An 18,036-nucleotide genomic window follows, 5' to 3' on the forward strand; every position below is an offset into this window, starting at 1 on the left:
CGGGCGACAACAAAAAGACGAAGCAGGGCTGTGCCTGCTTCGTCTTTTTTCACATTATTCACCTGCATCATGTCACTTTCCCGCATCCTACCTACTACTCGGTGACATCCACAGGACGACTAGTGGAGGGACGGAATCTCTGCTCACATAGGGTCATAATCTCCTGCCACAGTCGGTTACTTGAAAGCAGCGGTGGGAGGTAGCGGGGATTTGCGCTGCCGTTCCAACCATCCGGGCCGATCCAGTTCAAGGAGTCGGCGATATCGCTCTTCCCGAGCCAGCAGCTGTTCGTGAGAACCCTGCATGACGATGTTTCCATTTTCCACAAACACAATCTCGTCCATCTTCTCTGCACCAATGAGGTGGTGGGTAACCCAGATTAACGTTTTGCCTTGCAGGCTGTCCAGCATGGTGCGCATCAGTTCGCGTTCTGTCACGGGATCTAACCCTACAGTCGGCTCATCAAAAATAACAACGGGCGTCTTCCGTAGCAAAACCCTGGCTAGTGCAATCCGCTGACGCTCTCCGCCGGAGAAGCGCAGTCCTGTCTCTAGCATCGGTGTCTGATACCCCTGTGGCAGAGACTCGATCAGTTCAGCCAAACCAACCTGCGCAGCGACCTGCCGTATCTCTTCATTCGTTGCATCTGGACGACCAATCCGCAGATTGCCCGCAACCGTCGTATTAAAGAGATGTGGGCTCTGATTGAGTACTGCTATCACTTCGGTTACACTCTCGCCAAGCATCTCTACAGTCAGATCATTGATTAAAACCTTGCCGGATGAGGGAGACAAGGCACCTTGGATCAGCTTCAGTAACGTTGATTTACCACCACCGCTGCGTCCAAGAATAGCCATACGTTTGCCCTGAGGCAGATCCAGAGAGATATCCCGAACGGCATATGCTGTCTCTGCTTCATACCGATAACTCACTTGCTCAATGCTAATATCCGCCCGGAGTTTCGGGGGAATGCGTAGACGGATTCGTCCATCTGCAGTCATTCCCTTATCCGCTACGGGTACTTCATAGGTCGATTGCACCGCAACTGAACCAGATCGATGTCTGTTATGTGACTCAAATGTTTGGGACTTCTTTTTCTGATCTTTCCCATTCTGACGTCCCTTATCTTCCGAGCCCTCCAGCTTGTTTAATCGGTCCAACGATTCACGATAATCTGGCACATGCCCTACTGCGTCGCCAACCGGTAGCAATGATTCCGTTAAAGGGAACAGGACAAGCACAAATGCCGCAATCATAACCGCAGGCAACTGAGCTGTTGACGCCGCTTGTCCTGCCCACATGGTGACCATAACAACCATCACCCCAATGATGCATTGAGCAATAAAATCGCGCCAACGGCTCCAGCGACGCAATCTACGGCGAATCTGATCAGCATGCTCCTCGTCCTCTTCCTGCCATTGCACGAACGTTGCCGCTCTGCCACTGGCAATCCAATCTCCAAGCCCAAGCACGCCATCGGTCAGCCGTGTGTAGAGCTTACTGTTTTCTCTTTTGAGCTGTACACGCCATCTCCATGTCATTTTTAGTGAAATTGCGGGAATTGCAACAACAATAAACAACATATACAGTGCCATACATAGCGCAAACATCGGATCTACACTGCCAAATGCCAGTACCGCCGCTCCGTAGATCACAAGTGCTGTAACAGCAGGGAATACGGTACGCAAATATATATCTTGCAGACGTTCTACATCATCGGCCAGTGCACCGAGCACGTCACCGGTCTGCATTCGTGAACGCAGAAACAGAGCCTGTGGTTCCAAAATGCGATATAGCTTCACCCGCTGATCTGCAAGCACACGCAAAACAGCATCATGCCCTGCCAGTCGTTCGACATAACGGAACACCGCCCGGAAGATACCAAAGGCACGTACACCAACAATCGGAACATAGACCATCAAAATATTTTCAGGACGCAGCGCAGACTTGGAGATCAGATACCCGGAGGTAAAAAGGAGCATCACCGCACAGAGAGCCGCGCATGTGCCCAGTGCAATCGCACCGATCATTCGCCAGCGGTACTGTGTCGCGTATGGAGTAATCCAACCATTTTTTCCACCTTGTCCGCCTCGTTCGGTCTCTGTCCCTGGATGTCCGGATCTCATCTCATATCGCCTCCATCTGCGCTTCAATCATGTGATAATATACCCCTTTTCGTGCAAGCAGTTCCTGATGTGTGCCTGTCTCCGCTACCGTACCGCCATCCATGACAATAATGCGATCCATATGCGGCATCCAATGCAGACGATGCGTTGCCAGAAAGACAAGCTTACCTTCAAACAAGGGTAGCATCGTCTGTTTCAGTTCGTATTCGGTCTCCACATCCAGATGCGCGGTAGGTTCGTCAAGCAGCAGCACGCTGCGTTCGCTCAGCAAAGCTCTTGCGAGCGCCACACGTTGCTCCTGACCACCACTGAGCTGTCTGCCCCCTGCACCAATCTGTTCATGTAGCCCACTTGCCAGAGATGACAATAGCTTTGTCAGCCCCGCTACCTGTGCTGCTTGAGCCACTTCCGCATCCGATGCCTCTGGCTTGTAAAAACGAATATTATCCGCAATCGAGCCACTGAAAGTATACGGATGCTGCGGAATCGCTGCCGTCTGGCTGCGCCAATCTCGGAGCAGTTCCGGGGTCAGATGCTTCCCGTTGACCAGCACTTGTCCGGCTGTTGGAGGCTGAAAACCTGCGAGAACATCGATGAGCGTTGATTTTCCCGCCCCACTAGCGCCAATGATTCCGATTTTCCCAAGACCCTTCAGCTGGAAAGTAACATCCTGAAGGGAATATGCTCCCTCCGCTTCGTGCCTAACCTGAATATTGGTCAGTGCTAACCGACTATGCTCTCCCCAAGATGCTGCGGTTGCCGCATCTTGCATCCCATGTTTATCCCGGTTAAATACCACTCGCAGTTGCGTAGGGGAAACAGCTCCATTTTCATCCAACACCCCTGACTGATCCACTACACTTGCATAGGCATCCTTTTCGCGCTGTTCTGCGGCCTTGCCTCGTGCAATCACTTGATTAATCGCTTCTCCGGCTTCCTTGCCATCCAGAGTCGCGTGGTAATCTGCACCCAACATGCGTACAGGCAGGAAATACTCTGGTGCTAGAATTAAAACGGTTAGGGCAGGAAACAGTGACATCTGTCCTTCCGTAAGCCGGAGTCCGAGACCTACCGCAACGGACGCAACTGACAACATGGTGAAGAAATCCAGTGCAAATGAGGACAAAAAGGCCATGCGCAGTGTGGACATGGTTGCTTTTCGGTATCGCTGGCTTACTTGCATGATGGAGCCTTCGTGTGTTTTGCTTTGACCCAGCGTTTTCAACGTTTCCAGCCCACGCAGCGTATCCACAAAATGATTGGCCAGCGCCTTGTAGGACTTGAACTGTCCGTCAATCTTGCGCTGAGTCGCCAGACCAATAAGGATCATAAACACGATCAGGATCGGTAGCGTTAGCATTAATATCACACCGGACATTGTATCCAGTTTGAATACATAAAGCAGAACAACAACAGGTATGAACCCCATGCCCAGCATACGCGGAATAAACAGCTCCAGATACGTTTTGTATTGGGAAACCCCTTCACGTGCCAGCGTCACCAAATGTCCTGTACCTTCTGTTTTGGCATAACGCGGCCCGAGCCTGAACCATTGTTCCGTCATCTCTCTACGCAGATCGGTTCCGGTTCTCTCCGCATACCGCGTAGTGACAAGCTGTAACCAGAATGACAAGGCGTAGCGGGCAGCAAAAGCAGCCAGAAACAACAGCAGCACCGGATACTGTGACGAAACCGTGGCACCTTCGAACAACGCCGTAATGGCCTGTGCCAGCCATTTGGCCTGCATAATAATCGTCATCGCCTGCAACAGCACCAATGCAGATGCCAGTGCGAGTACCGGCCGGATGCCCGGCAGCTTCATTAGCCCGCGTCCCATGTCAGTACTCCAGGTGGTGCTGCTCGTTCAGACGTTTGCGGAAAATATAATAACTCCAGATCTGATATCCAAGCACAAACGGCAACAAGGTGCACGCAACAATAGTCATCACTTTTAATGAATAAGGTCCCGATGCTGCGTTATATACGGTCAGATCGAATGCCGAATTGATGGAACTTACCATAACTCGTGGGAACAATCCGATAAATACGGAGGCAAAGGCAATGGCAATAACCGCACCTGTCATCCCGAAAGCCCAACCTTCTCGTTGCTGACGAATGAAGTAAGCCGCAAGAGCCAGCGCCGCAGCACCCAGCAGAACCATAATCCAGAGCGCCCAGCCGCGAACTGTGAATACGTCGGTCATCAGATAGGTCAATAATGCGTATATCGCAAGCACTGCAACCAGTGGTATCATTACCTTTTTCGCCAGTTGAAGTGCCCGTTCCCTCAATTCACCTACGGTACGCAGGGAAACAAATAACAGCCCGTGAACCAGACACAATAACGTTACACTCAAGCCGCCTACAACGGTGTATGGATTCACGATATCCAGGAAACCGGCATGCATCTGCATGTTCTCATCAATAGGCAGTCCCTTCATCAACGTTGCAAAAACGACCCCAAACAGGAATGGCAGCAAGGCGCTTGCCACCACAATAATGATGTCCCACGTTCTACGCCAGCGCTGCTGTTTCATTTTACTGCGGAACTCAAAGGCAACTCCGCGTCCAATCAGCAACAGCAACACCACAACCAGCGGCAGGTAAAATCCGCTGAATAATGTTGCGTACCAGTGCGGGAAGGCTGCAAACATGGCACCGCCCGCGGTCAGCAGCCAGACCTCGTTACCATCCCAGAACGGACCAATCGAATTGATTAATGTACGACGTTCACGATCTGTTTTGGCGATCAGCCCCGTAGACATACCCACCCCGAAGTCAAATCCCTCAAGGAAGAAAAACCCGATAAACAATACGGCAATCAGCACAAACCACAGCTCACTTAGTAACAACGGAATACCCCCCATCTACACCAAACGGATCGGCCGGCTCATCATGCTCTTCTGACTTATCAACGGCATATGGGCCTGCTTTGATTTTGCGTACAAACAGATACACCATCACGATGCCCAGAACCGTATACGCCGCAGTAAAGGCAATTGTGGAGAACAAAATCATGCCTGCTGAAACGTTAGGCGATACACCGGCTTCGGTTGTCATATATCCAAATACCGTCCATGGCTGTCTGCCAACCTCGGTCATAATCCAGCCTGCTGTATTGGCGATAAACGGCAGGGATATGGCAAAAACCATCAGACGCATAAACCATGGTTTCGCCACTTCCAGCTTCTTGCGCCAAGCCAGATATGTTCCGTACATCGCCAGCAGGATCATCAAGCCGCCTGCAGCAATCATGACACGGAAGCTCCAGAACGTCGTGCGTACAGGCGGAATGTAGTCGCCAGGTCCGTACGTTTGTTGATACTCGGCATTCAGTTCTTTCATGCCTTTAACACTGCCTGAGAATTTACTGTAAGACAGGTAACTAAGCAATCCAGGAATTTTGATTTCACCCGAATTTTCCTGCTTTTCCGGGTCGATGGAGGCGATGACCGTCCACGGTGCCGGATCTTCGGTGGTTGTCCATGTGCCCTCACTTGCAGCCATCTTCATCGGCTGTGTCTCCACCAGATATTGCGCCTGAAAGTGTCCCGAGAAAGCCACTCCCAGCGAGGATACAAGCCCGATAATAACCGCAATATTGAAGGATCTGCGGAATACTTCCACGTCCTTTTTTTTCATTAACTTGTACGCACTAATGCCCGTCACCACAAAAGCTCCCGTCATTAACGCACCAAAAATGGTATGCGGGAATTCAACGAGAAACTGTCCATTCGTAATGAGTGCAAAGAAGTCATTCATCTCCGCACGGCCATTGCTGATGGCGAACCCAACGGGATGCTGCATAAACGAGTTCGCTGCCAGAATCCACACCGCTGACAGGAATGTACCGGCAAATACGAGCCAGATGCAGGCCAGATGCACTTTTTTGGACAAACGATCCCAGCCGAATATCCATAAACCGATAAATGTAGATTCCATAAAAAATGCTAGCAAAGCCTCGATCGCCAGCGGCGCACCGAAGACATCACCGACAAACCGGGAATACTCCGACCAGTTCATGCCGAACTGGAACTCCTGCAAAATACCGGTGACCACACCGACGGCAAAGTTGATCAGGAACAGCTTGCCCCAGAACTTCGCCATCGTTTTGTAAATCTCTTTTCCCTTCATGACATACAACGTCTCCATAATCGCAACTAGCAGCACAAGGCCGATGGACAGCGGTACGAAGAAAAAGTGGAAAATCGTTGTAAGTGCATATTGGATACGCGATAACATAATCGGATCCATACCTTTACCCCTTCTTTCTGTTCGCTTTAGCAAGATACGTAAGTGGCGTTGAAGCGTTCATCTTCGCTGTCTGTTCTCCAAATACGTTGATGAACGTATTGTGCCAGATTACGTACAACTCACATGTGAGAATTATCACAATACCCACCTCCCCTGCGAAAAAAAGTGACCTTGGTCACACAATAGATAAAATTAAGCCTATCTAACCCACATGCCCGCGGCCTGATTTGTCTTGAACTGTTGCATGTATTCTTGGAAGTTGTTCATGTTTGGAGACAAATGCCCATATGTTAGTGTCAGACGGAGATATGTGAAGTGCTGCAACGGCTTTTTTACATACCAAAAATCCCTTGTCAAAGTGTGGTGAGTTACAGATGGAACATGCGGAATCATTAACAGATACTGCTTCAAAGCCAAAACCAAAGCATGAAGAGGACTTGGAGAAGACAGCCACCGATCTGTCTGTGTCCACAGACATTGCAGTCCAATATGTGCTTTTCCCGCGAAAAGGAGGCTGGTCATCCTTCCCTTACCCGGACATCGCTGCTCTATTTGCAGCTCAAGAAGGTACGATCTTTTATGTCAGCAGCCGTACAGCTGAGGATGAGGAATTGCCAAAGGCCATTCAAGTAATCTCCCTTGCGGAAGCGGAGAAACGACTACAGGAACCTCACACAGCTGCAATCGTTGCACATCCATACTGGCTCATGGCTGTAGCTTCACTACAACCGGAAATATGTATTGCACTATTGCCTGAACCGGTAGGAGACGAAGCATCATCTCCACTCTGGGAGAGCAGTATCTCCAGACTTGTCGGCATTGCCGATCTGGTCGCCACATCCTCGGAAACCCGGTATATGAAGTTGCTCTTTCAAGGTACCCGTGCCATCTGGCTAGGGGGAGAAGACACTTCACCAGCCGGTTACATCCAATATGACGGTAAACGTATTCCACTGCGGGATTATGAGATATTTTTTATGCATGCACTTCAGCAGGCACTGACTGGTAAACCAGACCGCATTACCACGCTTCAATGTCGTGTGCGAGCCGACTACTACAGACAGCTTCGAGCCAAAACAGGTGCTCATGAAACCATCTCGTTTCTTCTGTCCGCATATGAGTATTTACTGGAAGATTCCCGTGCCGCCGCCTCGCTCAAGGAAGCATTCACTCATGCTGTCATCAACGGAAGGCAGGATTGTGTGGTGTCCCATTACCGGTTCCTCTCCGCCATCTATGCGAGATCAGGTCAGATTGAAGAAGCTCTGCAGGTGTTTGGCATCAGTGCAAATAACGAGCAAGAACGTCATCATTATGAGCAATTGTGCCGCTGGCTTGAAGCCGGAGAAGAACAGTTGGTTCGCGCAGAACTGCTGCGTATCAATGATGATTATGGCAGTGCTCTGCGCGTTCTGGATGAGCTTGGCGGGGAAACGGCAAGGCATTGGAAGTTCCGTATCTATCAGGAAACAGAGTGTGTGGAGGATGCGCTTGCGCTCGTTCATGCCAGTGATATTCAGGATGCAACCAGCCTTCTGCAATATCGACAACTATCCGGGACAGCACTGGCTCTTCGAGGCGAACGCCACGGTGCGGTAAGGCTGTTTCTGGAGACAGCTGCGGAGGATGAAGAGGCCTTGGCCCGGATTATGGAACTGGAGTTGCTGGATCAAGCCGTACAGCAGTTGCTTGGGGAGGTGCCTTAATGATAGACCCGAAGAAGCGCAGAACCCCTGGAAGCAGGCCCGTTATGCATGATTCGCTTCAAACGTCTTCGAGTTCCGAAGCCCAAGGCGCCTCAAGTCAAGTTCATCGCATCGTGAATTCACGGATCGAAGAGGAAGCCACCCCCTCCACCAGCCGTGATGTAGAAGTGGATGCGTACGAACAAAACTCTTCCGTACGTCGGATACGCAAAAATAAAAACAACAAGCTGACTGCCATGCTTCAGGTACGTAATGAGCAAGGACGGTATCTGGAAGAAGTGTTGCAAGATCTGAGTGAATTCGTGGATGAAATCGTCATCGTGGATGATGCCAGTACAGATGGAACACCGGAAATATGCAGAGCTTTCCCAAAAGTAGTTCGTCTAGATGTGTTAGAGAAGCCACTATTTGCCGAGGAATGGCGCCTTCGCAACACATTATGGCAAGCAACAGTCAGTACAGATCCAGACTGGCTTCTATCGGTAGATGCCGATGAACTATACAGTACTGAAGCCAAAAAGGCGATACGCAAGCTCATTAATCAAGACTATGCAGACTGGTTTGCCTTCCGATTCTACGATATGTGGGGTTGCCGAACACATTATCGGGAGGATGAGCTGTGGTCGATGCACAAACGTCACACCGCCTCCCTTGTCCGTTACATGCCGGGCTATCCTTACTTTTACCCGCAACAGAATCACCATGTTCCTCGTCTTCCCGCGTCCTGCACCGTGTTACCAGGGGTATGCACGGAACTGAAGGTTCAGCATCTCGGCTGGGCAGGGAGTTTGGAGGATCGGGTACGCAAATATTTACGTTACAAACGGATTGATCCGCATGGGGAATGGGGTAACCCAGCGCAGTATGAGTCCATTCTGGACCCTGAACCGCGCCTGCTCCCTTGGAAGGAGGAGTCGTAATATGGGTGTGGTCAGCATCCTGACCCATAGTTTTACCGATGGTTACAACCGGGAGTTTGGCCGGGTATTTGGCGGCGGACTGGAACGTTATATTCTCGATCTATGCAGTGTCATCCGCGGACTCGGACATATTCCGGAAGTGCACCAGCTGTCCTATTTCGAAGCATTCCAGACCCGAACCGAACAGATTGACGTCTATGGTTACGATTACGACATGGAAAATGTACCGGAAGCCTTTGACCGGATGGCCGCAGCAGCCCGCGGTCCAATCATCTATGCCAGTTGCCTCTGGCAACCCATTACCTATAAACCTGGCAGCCTCGGGATATGTCATGGCATTAATTGGGATCGCCCCCGCCTGCCGCTTGAGACGAAACGCCAGGTTGCCGATCACATTCAGCTGGCGCTGGACGGACTGGTTCGCATCGTTTCGGTAGACTCCCATTTCCAGACCTTCTGCCGGGCAGCCTGTACGTACACCGATTCAGAACAAATTGTGCTGATTCCCAACGCAGTGGACACCTCTTATTTCATCCCTGCTCCGCCAAGCAGGATGCTCACACCGCAGCATGAAGAGGAATGGATGACGACATGGAAAAGAGATTTGCCACTCCAGACTGAACAGGAAGACATTCTTGTTAAGGAATACAGGGGGGATGCAGCAGATCATCATACAGCAGGCCTTAATGATTCAGATTTAGATCGCAGTTCAGGGGAAAAAGCCAGAACGAAGAGTTTTAAGCGAGAGCAGGGTGAAGTCTCCGGTGTAGGTGCTTTTTCTTTCGAAAATGAATTTGCCGAACCTCCTTCTCATCAAGGTCACGATCATACGAATGACGCTGTGCCTGTGTCAGTTCCACGTCCAATCCGCATTCTGTATCCCCGCCGCATCAGCAGCGAGCGCGGTATCATTCCTATGATGCTTGCGGCAGATAAGCTGCTGGGGGCTTTTCCGGATGTGGAGGTTGAATTTGCCGGGGAACTGGTCGAAGGCAGTACGGTAGGCAGAGCCTTTCGCTATTGGCAGCGTACACATCCGCATACGGTCCGCATCCGCCAGCATACGTACGATTTCAAAGATATTCGTGACGCTTACCATCAGGCGGATATCGTTGTCATACCTACGTTATTCTCGGAGGGAACCTCCTACGCATGCCTGGAAGCGATGAGCTGCGGTCTTCCGGTTATCGCTTCCAATGTCGGAGGACTCAATGATCTGATTCAGGATGGGTTCAACGGATTGCTCGTGCCCCCGGGTGAGCAGGCATTGACTGCCGCGCTCATCAGGCTCGTTCAGGATCGCGCCACGCGGGAGCGGCTTGGCATCTATGCGCGCGAAACCGCACTGTCTTATGATCTGTCCATATGGCGTAGCCGGTGGAGCAGGGTTCTGGAATCTTTTTTAGCTGAAACAGGATTGAAGGAGGCGATTCAAACATGATGGACACACCCGACACCACGTCAATGATGGAATCAAGGTACATCCGGCAAAGCGATCCGAAGACAGACACGCTCGTTTTCCCGCTCCATCCCGCCTGGTGGAGCCGTCCTTATGAGTATGAGTGGGCGAGGCAATTTGCACGTTCAAGCGACGTGGTACTGGATGCGGCCTGCGGCATTTCGCACCCGTTCAAATTTTGGCTCACGGAGCATTGCCGCGAAGTTCACGCATGTGATTGGGATGAACGCATCCTGTCGGAAGAGGCGATTCGTCTAGATATTGCGGCTGATTTTGGCGAACAGGCGGCTCTCCATCTGCCCGAACATTACCTCACCCGGCTTCATCGCGCTCAGGCCAATCTGGCGCAGCTTCCATATCGTCCCGAGCAGTTTGACCGCATATTCTGCATCTCTGTTCTGGAGCATCTGGACACGGGCACGATGCTACGGGCTTTTCGCGAATTCGCCCGGGTGTTGAAGCCAAACGGACAGTTAATCGCCACGTTTGATGTACCCGAGATGCGACCGGATCTACTGGAAACGATCATGGCTGTCACAGGACTGACGATTGAAGATAAGTTAACCGTGGAAGAACCTGCGGACGCCATCTCCTCGGAGATGTATGGCGCGCCCATCCGCTGCTTCAGGGCTGTGATATGCAAGGCGGAAAAAGGATAGAGACGTTAGTCCCGCACGCCATTAATACATCAATTGCTGTACAGTAGCTCATCTCATCTAGCCTCTAAACGAGCATTACCATAGAGGCTTCTGATGAGAAAGCGATTAGGTATTCGAACATAATACGCGGAAAGGGTAGTATTGCGGATTGCATAACGAATTGCATAGTTATGTGTTTTTCCGTCTGAAACAGCAGGCCAAACTTGTGGTAAATGCAGTTTGTGCCGGGATGCCCCGGCTTTTTTGCTGTGCTGAAAGCCGGGCATCCCGGGGCATCCGGCGCTAAGGTACGCCGGATCACAGGTACACCAGCAGCATGTTGCACTGCTGCTGGAAGGCTAGGGCATGGGCTGCGCCAGATTCCGTCAGGCGCAGCAGGGTCTGCAGGCCCGGCGGCGGTGTCTTCGCCGGGCCGCCTTGGGCGGCAGCATGCCGTGCCGTGATCCGGGCCGCGTAATCGGCCCAATCACGCGCCAGGCTCTGCCGCCCGGCGAGCAGCGCGAGCGTGCCCGCCAGGAGCGCATGCGCTGCGAGCGCCGGGGCGGGCACTTCGTCCGCGCAGGGCTGCTGCGCGCCGCCCGGCGTGCCGCATAGCGCAAGCAGCCCTGCGCGGACGTGAGCGGGCGCGCGCAGCAGCCCGCAGCGGGCCGCAGGCGGGAGCGCGGCGAGCAGCGCCAGCGCGCCGCCCCGCGGCAGGGCCTGCAGCAGGCGCAGCCATGCGTGCCAGGCGCCCACGGCGGCGAGCGCTTGCGCGGGCAGCGCCAAGCTGCTCGGAGTGCCGCAAGCCGCCGCGCCCTCGCCTTGCAGCAGCACCTCGGCAGCACGCGCCACCTCCGGCACGGCTGCCTGCTGGCGAGTTGCCGCCGCACGCCCGGGCACGCCGCGCTCACGTTGCTTGTGGCCCAGCGCCCACAGTGCCAGCGCAGCCTCTGGCCCATGCTGCGCATGCGCTACCCACAGCCGCAGCGCCGTGCTCGCGGCTGCATCCTCGCCGATCTGGGCCAGCGCCAGCCCCTCGGCAAGCGGCTTCCCGCGTTGCGCCGGGCCCAGCGCCCCCGCATGGCGCAGCAGCCATTCCGGCCGATGCGCAGCCAGCGCGGCCGAGACCAGTGCTTGCCACGCCGCTAGCGGCAAGCTCCCCCACTCGGCTACGCCAGCAATGGCCTGCGGCCGTCCCGTGGCTGCCCCAAGGAATAGCATTCGCTGCCATGCCGCCCCGTTGCCGGGCTGTATGCCCAGCGCTTCCGTATAGGACGCTTCCGCTTCTGCCCAGCGGCCATCCTGCTCATGTGCCATGCCTTCCAATGTTAGGCTGCGGTAGCTTCCGGCACCGGACACCGAGGTATACCGCACTGCTGTCGATGCAGCGGATTTCGCCTGCTTTAACCACTCTAATGCACGATCTGCACGGCCCTGATCTAGTTCCAACACCGCGGCAAGCTCAAGCAGATCCGGGAAATCATCATACACCGTTACCCAGGTCTCCACCACAGAGAGCGCCAGCTCGATCTGCCCCAATTCTCTCCACGTATATGCTGTTTTTAGCACTACATCCGAATGATATCCACACGTCGGATCAAGCTTTGCCAGCAGCGGCAACAGCAATCGAAGTGCTTCATCATACTTCGATTGCTGAAACCACTCGGCAGCCAGCGCATAGAGCAGTTCCTGCTGATCTGGTGTCTGCTGCAGAGCCAGCCGGATCAACCTCATGTTACGCACATCTTTTCGCTTAGCAGCAATGACCTCATCCAAATAACCGTAATGAACAACCTCGATGTCCGAATGACGAATCCCTTGCGGCATCAAAGCGAGAATAGAAGAAGCGACTTCCTCATGGATTCTTCCACGAAAAGCAATTCGGGGGTCATTTCGAAATAAACGGCACACCTCGTCCGTTACACGTTCTTCGCCTGAAATACCCAGCAGACTCGTCACCTTAACCCAATACCCCCAGACCTCTTCACTCCCCGCTTCAAGCCATTCCAGCAACTCTGACTTTGTCCATAACGTATGCTTCCACATTTCATCGGCATCCAGCACCAAAATCCATGAATAACTCGCGGCAGCAAGCGAAAGATTACGCGCCTGGCTAAAGTCTCCGTTCCACTCTGTACTAATGATCGTTGCATCATATCGCTGAGCAATAGCTACGGAATCATCAGCCGAACCTGTATCCACGATAATGATCTCGTCTATGATTTCACGTACAGAATCCAGACAACGTTCCAGAAACTCACTTTCATCCCTCACGATCATACATAAGCTGATACCTTCCTTCACCCGCATCCTGCCCTCCTTCCGTCAAAACCCTCCCTGCCGATCCTTCGCCTTCCATTTATTGTCCGCCGCTCTTCCGACTCAGCCCTCGAATCCGTCTGCTCCAGGCAACTCCAGCCGAATATGCTGAATGACAGGCCAGTATGAACGACGCTGCCTTTTCCCAGGCTCCACCTGTTCCGTATCAGACATAAGTTTCGCCAGATGGCGATCAGCTGCACTCACCATGCCTTGAACCAACCATCCTGTTCCGCTCAACGTATCCAAGGCTCCTGCGAAGGGCTCCTTAGCCAATATTTCTTTGGCATCCGTACGCTCACTCTCGGATTGTTGTACCCGATTTTCTTCATGCTCCGGCTTACTGCCAGCATACTTTTCCTCTTCCAAACCTTTTCCCACGATTCCACCACCTGCATCCAGCAGCTGACGTCCCCGTTGAATCAATCCATGCAGCGCCTGCCATCTTCCAGACTGGACACACCCTTCCAGCATTAGCCCGAGAGCTTGCCAGCCCTCATACAGCCCTGCATGATCAGAGTCCGCCACACTCTCAAGTCCAGCTACATTCTCCTTTTTCGATCTGTTCTCCATCTCTACTACAGCCTTTCCCCATCCTGTAGACCCCGACTTTTCCTCAGATGCACTCTCTCTGCCCTCGCCTAACTGTGAGCTGTGCATCAGCCAACGGGTAAAAGCATCCTGTCCGCTTGTTTCCTGCCCCTCTTTCCCATCCAGCCATCGTAAACGTTCAAGCCAACGGGCAGCCATAGGGGCAAATGGCCCTCTTTTTCGCTTCACCGTTTCGAGTTTCAAACGCGCGCTACTCCAGTCCCCTCGTTGTACATGCAGAACGGCCTCAGCCACGGAACGTTTCTCCCGTTGCTCGCCGGAAGAAGCAGACGTTAACTCCCCAAGCAATTCAAGCGCAGCATCGTAACAATGGCACTGTTCCAGAATACCCAGTACTTTAGACAAAGCTTCCTCCGAACTCAGGGCAAAACGCGACTCGATCACCGCCGGAATTTGCCCTTCCTGCCCTGATACGCGCATGATTCGAAATAGGCGATACAGCGGCGGTACCAAGCTGGATTTTGCCCGCACCGTTTCCACATAAGCATCGACCGCTCCTTCAAGATCGGCCTTTCCTTCCAGCAAGCGGCCCAGCGTGTACCATGTCTGGTATGTGCCCATTCCTTCTTCAGTGTGGAAAATCGCTGGAGGAGGCCCCTGCCTAACGGCTTTACGAAGCCATATCTCTGCAGCCTCCGTATCCCCCACAGCGTCTGCACATATCGCCCGATGATGCATCAAATCTGTGTATTCCGGGAAAAGTTCCAGCGCCGCGTCCACACGCTCCAGTGCGTCCTGCCAGCGTTGCAAATGCTCCAGACAGCGGACTTCGTATTTCAATAGCAAATGTGCATAGCTGGTCACGGCAGGGTCAATCATCTTCCGCGCTTTGCCGAATGAATCCAGTGCCTGCTCCGCTTCACCCACACGCAAATACTCCACGCCCAAGTTATAGTGATGGAACGGTTGATTCGGCTCTTCCACCACCGCCTGCTGCAGTAGACGCACATTGCGATTCACCTTGTCCTTGCGCTCCACAACCACCGTCTGATACCCGTAATGGTGAATCACCATGTTCGTGATATGAAACGCAGCCTCCGGATTTCGCTCACAGATCGCTGCAGCAATCTGCTCATGGATGCGACCCTTGAACCGATGCTCGGGATGATTGCGAAACAAACGCAGCACCGGATTGACCGTCGCGCCTTGCTGACCCGAACCCGTATAGTTATGAATGTTTAAAAACAATCCGTCGCAGCCGCTGACTTCCGTCCAGCTTCTGATCTGCTCCCGAGCTGTCGCTTCCAGCGCCTCGTCCGCATCAAGAAAGAGAATCCAGTCGCCGGAAGCCCGCTCCAGGCCAGCATTTCGTGCCGCGGCAAAATCATCGCACCACTCAAACTCAACGACCGACGCGCCATACTCCCGCGCAATGGCCACACTTCGATCAGATGATCCAGTATCTACTACAATGATCTCATCCACCGCACCCCGCACACTTTCAAGGCAACGTGGCAGCATCTCTTCCTCATCCTTGACGATCATGCACAGAGAGATCCGCTCGGCCTGACTCCGCTGTCTCTGATGCTGATGTGCTTGCATGGTGATTCCTCCTTTCTTTTGCATGATATACTGTCCGCCAAGGTATCCCCTCCGCTGTTCGCAACTGCTGTTCCAAAGCCAGCTGCTGATTCGCAAGTACTCTAACCTCGGAAGAACGATTCCGTTCCTGACGAATTAAACCAAGGGCCATTTGCAAGTAACAGATAGCCGCTCCAGCACGGGCTTCACTGAAATCCGGCTTTTGCTCCAGTGCCTGTTCCAAGAGCGACAGTGCTTGCTCCAAATGTCCTTTGGAGTACAGCGTTTCGCCCAGACAGAACAGCCCTTCCGCATCCAATTCTCCTTCCGTCATACACTGAATCAGCATCTCGGCAGCAATCATCGTGTATCCATGCCGATGCAACAGACCCGCATAATTCCGCCGAATTGCTGTTTCTGTCCTCTCAGGATCTGACATGATACAAGCCAAACGCTCATGCAACTGCTGTGCGATGACCAATTGCCCGCTTTGGATCGCACGAGCCACTAACTGCCTTGCGATCATTTGCACAGGTTCGCTCCATTGCAGAAGTTGCCTATCCGATGCAGCAGGTACAGGAGGTCTAGAAGAACCAGCCGATAGAGTTCCAGGCTGATACTCAAACAGTAACCGGTCCGCTACCTTCCACATTCCCCTCTCCAGAGGAGATACTTTAGCCAAGAAGGATGAAGTCAAACGCCTGCCACTCGCCCAGCATGCTAGCGCCCAATCACTTCGCTCATCCGATTGAAGGCTCATATCAGCATCATCCTCAACTCCTGACGTGATGACAGACGGGAAAGAAATCTGTTTATGCTCCTCTCTATCCGCTTCTCCCCAGCTACTCTGAGCGAGGTTCCATGCATCTGTAACTTGGCCTGCACACAACATCCAGTGAAGTTGATCACCTACTGGAACATGAATATGGGATGCCTCACCACCCAGAAGAAGTAATGCCTGTTTATACGCTCCGCAATTAGCGAGGGCATAGAGCATATGAATCGGCACGATCTCTGTTTCCTTTTCCAAAGTGGGGTGCGGCCGGTTCATTTGATCTGCATGATCTGTTCCACGGATCTGATGTAATCGGTTAGCTAAATGCATCAGCTGACCTGCAATGGAATCATCCGAATGCCCCTGTTGCTGCAATGCATCCGCCAATCCGATCCAAGCGGGTCTGTAGGCAGATAATTGCTCCAGGGCAAGCTCGTATAGCCGAACCGCTTCTTGCCCGAATCCCCGTTTCTGTGCAAGCCGCGCCATCGATGTATATGCCCGATAACTGCAAGAGCCTGCTTCTGTCACGTAAAAAGCTTTATTCACGGCTTCTCCGCCGCCAGACCTTCCGTGATCATTCGGACCGGAGCCACAGGTGCTCGCCCGTGCATAGGCACGATAAGCCCGTTCCTGCAAACCCTGCTGCTCCAGAACTTCACCGTATATCAAATGGAGATCAGCGTATGCAGGGTAACGTTGAGTTTCTGCGGAAAGCAGCAGATGGGCTTCTTCGTAACGCTCCAGTTCTACCAGTACTTTCGCCAAATCTCTTACAAGGGTGGAGCGATAGGGAGCTGGCCATTCGGCTCGTTTCATCGACTCACTAAAAGCCTCCGCCGCTTGCCCAAGGTCACCCAGTTGGCAGCGTGTTACGCCCAGATTGTACAGGTGAAAAGGGTCTGCCGGATGATCGGCAAGCTCCCGCTCGATCAGGCGCAAATTACGCTTGGCTTTATCCCCTTTAGCGATTACGGTAGCTAGATAACCATCATGCCCCAGACGCAAAGGGGCAAGCGGCTCAACTTTTACATCTGTGTCTGTGTCTGCATCTACATCTACGTCTGCTAAATTGCCTGCTGCACATATTTCAGGTGAATCAGAGTGTATGCTCATCTTTTTTTGGGACTTATTTAGGGTAACGCCAGAGCTTTGGTCATCCATGTTTTGGCGAAACAGCTGTTCATGAATGCGCCCTGTGTACTGATAGCCATGCTGGGCACGGAACAGCCGTACAGGATGGGACAGGATCTTGTCCTCGGTCCCTTCTCCGTATTGATTTTCGATTGTGATGCGTAAACGGGTGATGCTCTTATGGACGTTTGGCAAAAAACTCATTAATTGTTCCAATCCTTCGATGACATACTCATCGGCATCCAGACAGAGAGTCCATTCCGTCGTTGCCAGGGGCAGGCTAATATTTCGGGCTTTAGCAAAATCATCTTCCCAACGGGCGTGTAGCACTGTCGCACCATATGTTCTGGCAATATCAGCTGTCCGGTCGGACGAGCCTGTATCTGTAATGAACCATTCCGAACCCGCTTGCTTCAAGCTGTCCAGACAGCGGGGCAGGTGCTGCTCTTCATTTTGCACAATCATATGAATGCCGAGTAACCGGTTCTGCATCCGCATTAACCTCCGATACAAAAAAAGTACATGAAGCCCACCAAAGTGAACTCCATGTACCTATATGACAGCCAAGCGGG

12 protein-coding genes are annotated in these 18,036 nt (G+C 52.7%); 4 read left to right on the top strand and 8 right to left on the bottom strand.

Annotated features, from left to right (window positions below; translation table 11 throughout):
• Positions 1 to 176: 176 nt before the first annotated feature.
• The 5 genes from cydC to FS818_RS29340 are packed head-to-tail and all read right to left on the bottom strand — an operon-like array spanning position 177 to position 6,519.
• Positions 177 to 2,126 carry a thiol reductant ABC exporter subunit CydC gene (gene cydC, locus FS818_RS18535; protein ID WP_145333622.1) on the bottom strand — a complete coding sequence of 650 codons (1,950 nt, stop codon included), beginning with the start codon at positions 2,124 to 2,126 and terminating at the stop codon, positions 177 to 179.
• A gap of 1 nt (position 2,127) precedes the next feature.
• Positions 2,128 to 3,963: a thiol reductant ABC exporter subunit CydD gene (cydD, locus tag FS818_RS18540; RefSeq protein ID WP_145333623.1), complete on the bottom strand. Its 1,836-nt coding sequence runs from the start codon at positions 3,961 to 3,963 to the stop codon at positions 2,128 to 2,130.
• A gap of 1 nt (position 3,964) precedes the next feature.
• On the bottom strand, positions 3,965 to 4,978 hold the full coding sequence (gene cydB, locus FS818_RS18545) for a cytochrome d ubiquinol oxidase subunit II (RefSeq protein WP_260989909.1): 1,014 nt from the start codon (positions 4,976 to 4,978) through the stop codon (positions 3,965 to 3,967).
• Positions 4,965 to 6,380 (bottom strand): cytochrome ubiquinol oxidase subunit I, encoded by a 1,416-nt coding sequence (locus FS818_RS18550; protein WP_145333625.1) that lies wholly within the window; start codon positions 6,378 to 6,380, stop codon positions 4,965 to 4,967. Before FS818_RS18550 ends, cydB begins: the two co-directional genes overlap by 14 nt.
• Before the next feature lie 4 nt (positions 6,381 to 6,384).
• Entirely contained in the window at positions 6,385 to 6,519 is a 135-nt protein-coding gene (locus FS818_RS29340; protein ID WP_260989910.1) for a hypothetical protein, read from the bottom strand.
• A gap of 235 nt (positions 6,520 to 6,754) precedes the next feature.
• Between FS818_RS29340 and FS818_RS18555 the strand changes: the two genes are divergently transcribed.
• From FS818_RS18555 to FS818_RS18575, 4 genes are read left to right on the top strand one after another with little or no spacing between them, the layout of a single operon-like run.
• Positions 6,755 to 8,086 carry a hypothetical protein gene (locus FS818_RS18555; RefSeq protein ID WP_145333626.1) on the top strand — a complete coding sequence of 444 codons (1,332 nt, stop codon included), beginning with the start codon at positions 6,755 to 6,757 and terminating at the stop codon, positions 8,084 to 8,086.
• Positions 8,086 to 9,006: a glycosyltransferase gene (locus FS818_RS18560; protein ID WP_145333627.1), complete on the top strand. Its 921-nt coding sequence runs from the start codon at positions 8,086 to 8,088 to the stop codon at positions 9,004 to 9,006. The genes FS818_RS18555 and FS818_RS18560 overlap by 1 nt, the downstream gene beginning before the upstream one ends.
• Before the next feature lies 1 nt (position 9,007).
• Positions 9,008 to 10,447 carry a glycosyltransferase family 4 protein gene (locus FS818_RS29345; protein WP_260984691.1) on the top strand — a complete coding sequence of 480 codons (1,440 nt, stop codon included), beginning with the start codon at positions 9,008 to 9,010 and terminating at the stop codon, positions 10,445 to 10,447.
• A complete protein-coding gene (locus FS818_RS18575) occupies positions 10,444 to 11,124 on the top strand; it encodes a class I SAM-dependent methyltransferase (protein ID WP_145333628.1) in 681 nt (226 codons plus the stop codon). Before FS818_RS29345 ends, FS818_RS18575 begins: the two co-directional genes overlap by 4 nt.
• 297 nt (positions 11,125 to 11,421) lie before the next feature.
• On the opposite strand, the gene FS818_RS18580 is transcribed toward FS818_RS18575, so the two are convergent.
• The 3 genes from FS818_RS18580 to FS818_RS18590 all read right to left on the bottom strand — a co-directional run bounded on the left by FS818_RS18580 (position 11,422) and on the right by FS818_RS18590 (position 17,956).
• Complete coding sequence (locus FS818_RS18580; RefSeq protein ID WP_145333629.1) at positions 11,422 to 13,413, bottom strand: glycosyltransferase; 1,992 nt, start codon at positions 13,411 to 13,413, stop codon at positions 11,422 to 11,424.
• A 72-nt stretch (positions 13,414 to 13,485) separates the two neighbouring features.
• Positions 13,486 to 15,576, bottom strand: coding sequence for a tetratricopeptide repeat-containing glycosyltransferase family 2 protein (locus FS818_RS18585; protein WP_186375538.1), 2,091 nt, complete (start codon positions 15,574 to 15,576; stop codon positions 13,486 to 13,488).
• Positions 15,503 to 17,956, bottom strand: a complete 2,454-nt coding sequence (locus FS818_RS18590) for a glycosyltransferase (RefSeq protein WP_186375539.1) — start codon at positions 17,954 to 17,956, stop codon at positions 15,503 to 15,505. Before FS818_RS18590 ends, FS818_RS18585 begins: the two co-directional genes overlap by 74 nt.
• Between the last annotated feature and the right edge of the window lie 80 nt (positions 17,957 to 18,036).

The organism is Paenibacillus xylanexedens (assembly GCF_007680605.1).
Lineage (GTDB): Bacteria > Bacillota > Bacilli > Paenibacillales > Paenibacillaceae > Paenibacillus > Paenibacillus xylanexedens_B.

Bases quoted from the DNA above. Each gene is read 5' to 3' on its own strand.
- cydC (WP_145333622.1), bottom strand. From the start codon at position 2,126: ATGAGATCCGGACATCCAGGGACAGAGACCGAACGAGGCGGACAAGGT.
- cydD (WP_145333623.1), bottom strand. From the start codon at position 3,963: ATGGGACGCGGGCTAATGAAGCTGCCGGGCATCCGGCCGGTACTCGCA.
- FS818_RS18550 (WP_145333625.1), bottom strand. From the start codon at position 6,380: ATGGATCCGATTATGTTATCGCGTATCCAATATGCACTTACAACGATT.
- FS818_RS18555 (WP_145333626.1), top strand. From the start codon at position 6,755: ATGGAACATGCGGAATCATTAACAGATACTGCTTCAAAGCCAAAACCA.
- FS818_RS18560 (WP_145333627.1), top strand. From the start codon at position 8,086: ATGATAGACCCGAAGAAGCGCAGAACCCCTGGAAGCAGGCCCGTTATG.
- FS818_RS29345 (WP_260984691.1), top strand. From the start codon at position 9,008: ATGGGTGTGGTCAGCATCCTGACCCATAGTTTTACCGATGGTTACAAC.
- FS818_RS18575 (WP_145333628.1), top strand. From the start codon at position 10,444: ATGATGGACACACCCGACACCACGTCAATGATGGAATCAAGGTACATC.
- FS818_RS18580 (WP_145333629.1), bottom strand. From the start codon at position 13,413: ATGCGGGTGAAGGAAGGTATCAGCTTATGTATGATCGTGAGGGATGAA.
- FS818_RS18585 (WP_186375538.1), bottom strand. From the start codon at position 15,576: ATGCAAGCACATCAGCATCAGAGACAGCGGAGTCAGGCCGAGCGGATC.
- FS818_RS18590 (WP_186375539.1), bottom strand. From the start codon at position 17,956: ATGCAGAACCGGTTACTCGGCATTCATATGATTGTGCAAAATGAAGAG.